This is a genomic window from Kitasatospora sp. NPDC094016 (genome assembly GCF_040304045.1).
In the GTDB taxonomy this organism is placed as follows: Bacteria; Actinomycetota; Actinomycetes; order Streptomycetales; family Streptomycetaceae; genus Kitasatospora.
Window position 1 is genome coordinate 20,883 of the sequence record NZ_JBEOUK010000069.1, and the last position, 7,337, is coordinate 28,219.

General features: G+C 73.2%; 9 protein-coding genes. 4 read left to right on the plus strand and 5 right to left on the minus strand.

Annotated features, from left to right (window positions below):
- The first annotated feature begins 51 nt into the window (after positions 1 to 51).
- The 3 genes from ABT015_RS36095 (at position 52) to ABT015_RS36105 (ending at position 3,013) form a co-directional block, all read left to right on the plus strand.
- Positions 52 to 585, plus strand: coding sequence for a SigE family RNA polymerase sigma factor (locus ABT015_RS36095; protein ID WP_350887015.1), 534 nt, complete (start codon positions 52 to 54; stop codon positions 583 to 585).
- The gene (locus ABT015_RS36100) at positions 582 to 1,526 is read left to right on the plus strand and encodes a hypothetical protein (protein ID WP_350887017.1); all 945 of its coding nucleotides are present in this window, start codon (positions 582 to 584) and stop codon (positions 1,524 to 1,526) included. The genes ABT015_RS36095 and ABT015_RS36100 overlap by 4 nt, the downstream gene beginning before the upstream one ends.
- 380 nt (positions 1,527 to 1,906) lie before the next feature.
- Positions 1,907 to 3,013 (plus strand): serine hydrolase domain-containing protein, encoded by a 1,107-nt coding sequence (locus tag ABT015_RS36105; RefSeq protein ID WP_350887019.1) that lies wholly within the window; start codon positions 1,907 to 1,909, stop codon positions 3,011 to 3,013.
- Between the two features lie 90 nt (positions 3,014 to 3,103).
- Here ABT015_RS36105 and ABT015_RS36110 read toward each other — a convergent pair whose 3' ends face one another.
- Genes ABT015_RS36110 through ABT015_RS36120 form a run of 3 tightly spaced genes read right to left on the minus strand, consistent with a single transcriptional unit; the run spans position 3,104 to position 4,868 of the window.
- Positions 3,104 to 3,493 (minus strand): roadblock/LC7 domain-containing protein, encoded by a 390-nt coding sequence (locus ABT015_RS36110; RefSeq protein WP_063350516.1) that lies wholly within the window; start codon positions 3,491 to 3,493, stop codon positions 3,104 to 3,106.
- Positions 3,490 to 4,512 carry a hypothetical protein gene (locus ABT015_RS36115; protein ID WP_350887022.1) on the minus strand — a complete coding sequence of 341 codons (1,023 nt, stop codon included), beginning with the start codon at positions 4,510 to 4,512 and terminating at the stop codon, positions 3,490 to 3,492. The genes ABT015_RS36110 and ABT015_RS36115 overlap by 4 nt, the downstream gene beginning before the upstream one ends.
- Positions 4,509 to 4,868 (minus strand): hypothetical protein, encoded by a 360-nt coding sequence (locus ABT015_RS36120; RefSeq protein WP_350887025.1) that lies wholly within the window; start codon positions 4,866 to 4,868, stop codon positions 4,509 to 4,511. Before ABT015_RS36120 ends, ABT015_RS36115 begins: the two co-directional genes overlap by 4 nt.
- Before the next feature lie 141 nt (positions 4,869 to 5,009).
- Between ABT015_RS36120 and ABT015_RS36125 the strand changes: the two genes are divergently transcribed.
- Positions 5,010 to 5,375, plus strand: a complete 366-nt coding sequence (locus tag ABT015_RS36125; protein ID WP_350887027.1) for a hypothetical protein — start codon at positions 5,010 to 5,012, stop codon at positions 5,373 to 5,375.
- A 538-nt stretch (positions 5,376 to 5,913) separates the two neighbouring features.
- Here ABT015_RS36125 and ABT015_RS36130 read toward each other — a convergent pair.
- Complete coding sequence (locus ABT015_RS36130; protein WP_350887030.1) at positions 5,914 to 6,651, minus strand: SDR family NAD(P)-dependent oxidoreductase; 738 nt, start codon at positions 6,649 to 6,651, stop codon at positions 5,914 to 5,916.
- A gap of 84 nt (positions 6,652 to 6,735) precedes the next feature.
- Entirely contained in the window at positions 6,736 to 7,167 is a 432-nt protein-coding gene (locus tag ABT015_RS36135; protein WP_350887032.1) for an Rrf2 family transcriptional regulator, read from the minus strand.
- Between the last annotated feature and the right edge of the window lie 170 nt (positions 7,168 to 7,337).

The window sequence follows — 7,337 nt, forward strand, 5'->3', positions numbered from 1 at the left end:
GAGTAAGCGCTTTGGGCCGCTTCCGGGCTCTAGGTGGGTGAGGAGGTGCTCATGGGAGGCACGAAGACCGACCGGGACGAGGAGTTCCAGGCGTTCATCGTCGGGGCCTGGCCACGGCTGCTGCGGACGGCGTACCTGCTGGCCGGGGAGCAGTACGCGGCCGAGGACCTGGTGCAGTCCGCGGCGGAGAAGGCCTGCGCGGCCTGGGCGAAGGTGCGACGGGCCGGCGATCCGCACAGCTACGTGCGGCGGATCCTGGTGAACGAACACGCCCGCCGCTGGCGCCGTCGCGCGCCGGAGCTGCTGGTGTACGCGGTGCCGGACGAGGCCGGAGCGGAGGACTGCTACGCCCGCTCCGACCAGCGCGGCGCGCTGATGACGGCGCTGGCCGCCCTGCCGGCCCGCCAGCGCGAGGCCGTGGTGCTGCGGTACTGGGAGGACCTGAGCGACACCCAGGCCGCCGAGGCGATGGGCTGCTCGGCCGGAGCCGTGCGCAGCCACGCGGCCAAGGGGATCGCGAGACTGCGGGGGGCCGCAGCGCTGAAGGAAATCAAGGGCATGACGAGCATCGGAGGTGCGGTATGAGCGCGGGCGGCAACGGCGGGACGGTCGGTATGGGCGCGGCGGGCGACGACGGCGACGTGTGGGTCGGGCTGGGCCTGGCGGAGGTGGCGGCCGGGGCCAAGGTCGGCCCGGCGCCGATGGCGGACATCATGGCGGGCGGCCGCCGGATCCGGCGCCGTCGCCGGTCGGTGGTCGGCGCGCTCGCGCTGGCCTCGGTGGTGGTGCTGGGCGGCGGGACGATGGCGGGTCTGCACAGCTCCCCCGCGAGCAGCGGCACCCAGTCGCTCGTCCCGGCCAACGGCGGTCCCGGCGGCGGCACCGGGGGCGGTCCGGCCGCCCAGCCGTCCGGCTCGGCGACGGCCGAGCGGGATCCGTTCACCCCGCGGCGAGTGGTGCTCGCCCAGGACATCGCCCCCGACGGCAGGACGTGGACGCTCTTCACGGCGCTCTGGCCGGCCGCCCCGAAGGAGCGGGCGTACGAGCAGGCCGTGGCCGTCTGGGAGGAGCGCCACGCCATCGACCCCTCGCTCGACAAGCCGACGGAGGAGTACGTCCAGCGCTACTGGCAGCCCAACGAGGACGTCGTGAACGACTACGTCACCCTGGACGGGGTGCGCCAGCCGTACGACAACGCGGGCAGCTACCCGGCGCCGGGCCACGTCCCCACGGGGATGGCCGACACGTTCAGCGGCGGTCTGCTCAGTGCCCGGGACAAGGCCGGCACCCCGGGCACGCTCCCGATCAAGCTCGCCGTGATGGCCCTCGGCCCGGACGTCGGCAAGGTCCTGGTGACCTGGTCGGACGGCACGGTCATGGAGCCGTGGCTGAAGACCGTCGGGGACTCCCCGTACCAGCGGCTGGTGGTCGCCGAGCAGCCGGGCAAGAAGGTGACGTCGTGGCAGTTCTTCGACAAGAAGGGCGCCAAGCTGCCGGACGCCGGCGAGAAGATGCTGACCGAGTAGCGGTCACCGCGACCGGCTGAACACGACCAGCCGGACACGACCGCCCGACCAGGCCCGCGGGGCCGGCCCGCACCCCCGTCGGGCCGGCCCCGCGTCGGCGCGCGGGACGGTCGGCGCGTGGGGCCGTCGGTGCGCGGGGCCGTCGGCGCGCATCGCGGAAACGTGGGAGACAGTGCTCCCCCGGTCGGGGGAGGCCATCGACGAGCCGCCCGAGCAGACTGGCGATCACACCCGGGGAGGACTTCCCGACCTCCCCTTGATTGCACCGGAGTTGACTCGTGCGTGAGCAGATGCGGCAGCCGCTTTCCTCCCGGCCTTCTTCCTGGCGTTCGTCCCGGCTTTCCTCCCGGCGCCCCCAGGACGGTCGGCGCGGGGTCGTCGTGGCGGCGGCCGCCGCGGTGGCCGTCGGCGCCCTGACCGCGGGCACCGCCCTGGCACCGTCCACGGCGGCCGCCGCCCCCCGCCCGGACACCGTCCAGCAGGGGCTGAACGCGCTGGTCCGTGACGACGGCCTGCCCGCCGCGCTGGCCAGTGTCCAGGGCCGTGACGGCCGCACCCGCACCTACACCGCGGGGGTCGGCGACGTCACCACCCGCGCGAAGGTGCCGGTCGACGGCCAGGTGCGGATCGGCAGCAACACCAAGACGTTCACCGCGGTGGTCGTGCTGCAACTGGTCGGCGAGGGGAAGATCGGGCTCGACGAGCCCGTCGAGTCCTACCTCCCCGGCCTGGTCCGCGGCGACGGCATCGACGGGCGCCACATCACGGTCCGCCAGCTCCTCCAGCACACCAGCGGGCTCCCGGACTACGAGGGCTACATCGACGAACCCTCCCTCCAGCACCGGTACTTCGAGCCGCGCGACCTGCTGGACATCGCCTTCCAGCACAAGGCCGACTTCGCCCCGGGGGCGGGCTTCAAGTACAGCAGCACCAACTACGTGCTGGCCGGCCTGGTCGTCCAGAAGGTCACCGGCCGCCCCATCGCCGAGCAGATCGACCAGCGCATCATCAAGCCCCTCGGCCTGCGGCACACCTACTACCCCGCCCAGGGCGACCGGACCATCCGCGAGGCCCACCCCCACGGTTACCTCAAGGACGCGACCGACGGGCACCTGATCGACTTCACCGAGCTGGACCCCTCCGCGGGCGGGGCGGCGGGCCAGATGATCTCCACCAACTCCGACGTCAACCAGTTCTTCACCGCCCTCCTCGGCGGCCGCCTCCTGCAACCGGCCCAGCTCGCCCAGATGCGCACCACCGTCCCCATCGGCGACACCGGCGCCGCCTACGGCCTGGGGCTCATCAGCCGACCGCTGTCCTGCGGCGGCGTCTACTGGGGCCACGGCGGCGACATCCCCGGCTACGAGACCCGGGGCGGGGCGACGGACGACGGCCGCGCCGTCAACATCGCGGTGACCACCGTCCCGCCGGACGCCACCGGCTCGGAGCACGTCGAGAACGTCGTGGACACGGCGCTGTGCCGCTGACCGAAGTCCGCTGAGGGAGTGCGAAGTCGGCGGGTCCGACTTCCCACTCCCTCTGATCGGGACGGGCGCCTTCTCCTGCCTGACGCGGCACTAGACCGCGGGGACCATCCCGAGCAGCTCGCTCAGGCGGCGGACCGTGGCGGGCGACTCGCGGTGCAGGCCTGCGACGTCGAGGCCCTCGTCTCCCAGGATCATCAGCAGCGCCTGCTCCCCGATCGCCAGCACCACGACGTAGCCGCTGTTGCAGCGGGTGACCACGTCGCGCAGGCCGCCCACGCCGACCTCGGCCGCGGTGCGCCGGCCGAGGCCGAGCATGGCGGCCGACAGGGCGGCGGCCGACTCGGGGTGGACGGCGGCCGTGTCGGCGGCCACCAACAGGCCGTCGGTGGTGGAGATGACACTCTCCGAGATGCCCATGACCCGGTCACGGAGGGACTTCAACTCGTCGACCAGCACGGCGGTCGGTGTCTGGCTGCTCATGGTGCGCTCTTCTCGCTCTGCTCGGTCGTCTCGGTACGCGCGGTGTGCTCGGCGCGGTGTGCGTTCGGTGGACCGTCGGAAGCGGCCGCCGCTCCCTCGGATCGGGCGGGCGGGCCGCCGGGGCGGCCCGGACCACTCGCGCCGCGTCCGCTGCGGACGCGGCGCGGCAGCGGCCCGGTAGCGGACGGCGGCGGTTCGCTCGTCGGCATGCGCGGGGCCACGCTCGGCGCCAGGGGAACCGGGTGCGCCGGTTCCCGGTGGAGCAGGTGCCGGGCGTCCATCCGTACGACGTCGAGAAGCACCGCGAACACACCGCGTCCCAGGGCGAAGCCCAGGTCGCGCGCGGTGCGGCGGCCGGTGGCGGCGGCCAGGATCTCCCGGTAGCGGACCGGGATCCGCAGCGCGCCGGATTCGGCCCGGGCGGCAGGACGGATCCGGATCCGGGCCAGTTCGCCGGGCGGTCCCCAGAGGCGGGTCAGCAGGGCCGTCCGCCGGGCGGTCTCCTCGAAGAGCCGCTCCGGCTCGATGCCCGGGCGCAGCGCGATCCCGGCAGGCGGCGCCGCCTCGGCCGTCTCCCAACTGCCGGGCGGGCTCAGCACCAGGGCGAAGGCCCCGTCGAAGGCGGCGGCGGCGCAGACGGCTTCGAGCTCGGCGGCGCCGATCGACCCCTGAGCCACCAGGGCCGCGCCGAGGTCGCCGCCCCAGGTCGGGGGAGCGTCGGCCGGCCGGCCGACGGACGCGGCCGTCTCGGCGGACGCCCACTCCTCCTCGCCGACGCGCCGGGACTTCAGCAGCAGGGTCTCGGCGGTCGGGGCCCCGGGGGTCTCGATCGCGGTGACCAGACCCTGCTCCAGGTGGATCGTGCCGCCCGGTGCGCTGGAGACGGTGACCGAGCCGGTGAACTCCGTCCGGCGCAGCGCGAGCAGCAGCGCGGGCACGTTGCGCGCGGTGGGTGGAGCCGGCGTCGTGGGAGCCGCGGGCATGGCGGGCGGCGCCGTGTCGTGGGACGGGTCGGTCATGCCAGCAAGTCCTGCGCGCGGTCGGCGGTCTGGCGGACGGCCAGCGCCAGGTTGGTCCGCTCCCGGTCCAGCACGGTGGCCAGCAGCAGGGGGTCGCCCTTCCGGGACAGCACCTGGACGACCTGGTGATGGCGGGTGCTGGTGACCACCAGGCTCTCCAACTCGCTCTCCGCCCCTGCCTCGTACAGCCGCTCGCCGATCAGGTTGGTCAGCTCGGCGAGTTCGGCCCCGGTCCCGAGCAGCCGGTGGTCCCCGGCGGACTGGTAGCTGAGACCTGTGACGGCGTCGACGAGCGCGGCACCGACCACTCCGGGGGAGCCAAGCACATCGGAGAGGGAAGCCTCGAGTGCGCGCACCAGTACCCCTTCACGTTCTGAACCCCGGTAGCGTACTTTATTCCATCATTTTCACGAGGCGACCACAACCGGTGGCTTCTTGCTATTTTGTTCCCGCACACGGGAGTTCTGCCCGGAAGTCACGCAAAGGACGAACAGCGCATGAATATTGACGACGCACTCAAGGACGCGATGGCCATCGAGGGGGCCATCGGAGTGGCCGTGGCCGACTACGAGAGCGGCATGTCACTCGGGCACCTCGGCGGGGGGCAGCAGCTCGACCTGGAGATTGCGGCCGCCGCCAACACCGAGGTCGTTCGTGCGAAGATACGCGCCTTGGCCGCGCTGTCGATCGACGATGTCATCGAGGACATCCTGATCACCCTCGGCACCCAGTACCACCTGATCCGCCCGCTGACCCGCAGTCACGGCTCGCTCTTCCTCTACCTGGCGCTGGACCGCTCGCGCGCCAACCTCGCGCTCGCCCGGCACGGCCTCAAGCGCATCGAGGCCGCTCTCGACGTCTAGCCGGGGCCGGGCCGACTGCCCGGGCGTCCGCGCCCCGTCCGGAAGGCCCGTCCGGAAGGCCTGCCCGAAGGACTGCCCGGAGGGCCCGCGCGGGCCGCGCTTCGCGCATGGAATTCCGGGTGGAACAAATGCGGGGCGTGACGAACCGACTACGGAGATCCGTCCGTGGGAAACGGGCCGCGAATATCGCGGGTGCACGCCGACCACGGAAATGCGTGACTTTCCGATGACTGGGCGTCATATTCGCCCCGGCTGTTCCGGCCTGCGACGGAGCGCCGGAATACCGTGGTCGAACCGCCGGAGCGCCGACGTTTCGGCGGTGCCGCGGAATCGGCTCGACCGCGCCCCGCGCGGCACGAAGGCGCGCCGCCGAGCCGCCGCGCCGGACGGCAGGGGAAGCCGGGGAGCCCGATGGGTACCGCCGACGCCTGGCGCCAACGCCGTTCAGTCGGCCTTCGACAGCTTTGCCCATCGGCGACATGCTCACGGCCGACCCCCCGACAGCACCCGGCCCCGCCCTGACCGAACGGCGCCGGTTCTAGAGCTGCGTGGCGCCGCCGTCGACGAACAGTTCCGCGCCGGTGGTGAAGGAGCTCTGGTCCCCGGCCAGGTAGAGAGCGGTGGCGGCGACCTCCTCGGGTCGGCCGACGCGGCCGAGCGGGGTCGTGGCGACGGCCTGATCGACCTGGGGGGACGCGGCCCGCAGCTCGTCGGCGCCGGGGGTCGCGACCGGGCCCGGGGTGAGGGCGTTGACCCGGATGCCCCGGCCGGCGAGTTCGGTGGCCCAGGTGCGGGCGAGGCTGCGGATCGCGGCCTTGGTGGCGGCGTAGACGCCCAGGCCCGGGACGCCGCGCAGGGCCGCGCTGGAGGAGAGCAGGATCACCGAGGCGCCGGCCGACAGCAGCGGGAGCGCCTTCTGCACGGTGAAGACCGTGCCCTTGAGGTTCACGGAGGTCGTGCGGTCGTACTCCTCCTCGGTGATCTCGCCGAGCGGGCCGAAGTCCCCGAGGCCGGCGTTGGCCACGACGATGTCGAGCCGGCCGCTGCGCTCGGTGATCCCGGCGAAGAGCCGGTCGAGGTCGTCGAGCTTCGACACGTCCCCCCGGACGCCGATGCCCCGGCTGCCGACCTGCGCGACGGCGGCCGCCAGCTCGGCCTCGCGGCGGCCGGTGAGGTAGACGGTCGCCCCCTCGGCGGCGAAGCGGCGGGCGATGGCCAGGCCGATGCCGGTGGAGGCGCCGGTGACGAGGGCGGTCTTGTTGTCCAGCTGTCCCATGAGATGCTCCGAATCTTGACGTAACTATTCTTGTTACATTTTTGGGCGCAAAAACCGGCCCAGGAAGCACTGCCACGGCCGAGGCTAGGCGGCCTTCAGTACGTCGCGCAGCACGTCCTCCAGCGTGGTGCCCGCCAGTTCGCGGCGGAGGGTGGCCTCGATCCCGTCGTAGACGGCGGCCATCACCGGGGCGATGCCGTGGCCCACGACGCACTCGGGGTCGGGCGTGGCGGGGTGCAGGGCGAAGATCGGCCCGGGCTCCACCGCCTCGTAGACGTCGAGCAGGGTGATCGCCGACAGGTCCCGGGACAGCGTCCAGCCGGCCCCGGCGCCCCGCCGCGAGTCGACCAGGCCCGCCTTGCGCAGCTGGGCCAGCAGGCGGCGGATCACCACGGGGTTGGTGTTGACGCTCGTCGCGATCTGCTCGGAGGTGGCGACCTCGTGGCCCCGGCGCTGGTACAGCCCGATCCAGGTCAGGGCGTGGGCGGCGACGGTCAACCTACTGTTCGCGCTCATGCCGCCCCTCGCTTCTCTCCATGACGTAACCGTAATAGTTACATCGACCGGCGGCAAGCCCCGGCGGAGTCGAGTGAGCCCGGCTGCGGTGGCGGCGCCCGAGGCGTCCGTGCTCGCGCCGGCGCCGGTGGGCCTGCTGCCGATCGCTGTTCCGGCGGCGGCCGGACCGT

Coding starts and splice junctions, on each gene's coding strand:
- ABT015_RS36100 (WP_350887017.1), top strand. CDS start 582: ATGAGCGCGGGCGGCAACGGCGGGACGGTCGGTATGGGCGCGGCGGGC.
- ABT015_RS36115 (WP_350887022.1), bottom strand. CDS start 4,512: ATGACCGACCCGTCCCACGACACGGCGCCGCCCGCCATGCCCGCGGCT.
- ABT015_RS36135 (WP_350887032.1), bottom strand. CDS start 7,167: ATGAGCGCGAACAGTAGGTTGACCGTCGCCGCCCACGCCCTGACCTGG.
- ABT015_RS36110 (WP_063350516.1), bottom strand. CDS start 3,493: ATGAGCAGCCAGACACCGACCGCCGTGCTGGTCGACGAGTTGAAGTCC.
- ABT015_RS36130 (WP_350887030.1), bottom strand. CDS start 6,651: ATGGGACAGCTGGACAACAAGACCGCCCTCGTCACCGGCGCCTCCACC.
- ABT015_RS36125 (WP_350887027.1), top strand. CDS start 5,010: ATGAATATTGACGACGCACTCAAGGACGCGATGGCCATCGAGGGGGCC.
- ABT015_RS36095 (WP_350887015.1), top strand. CDS start 52: ATGGGAGGCACGAAGACCGACCGGGACGAGGAGTTCCAGGCGTTCATC.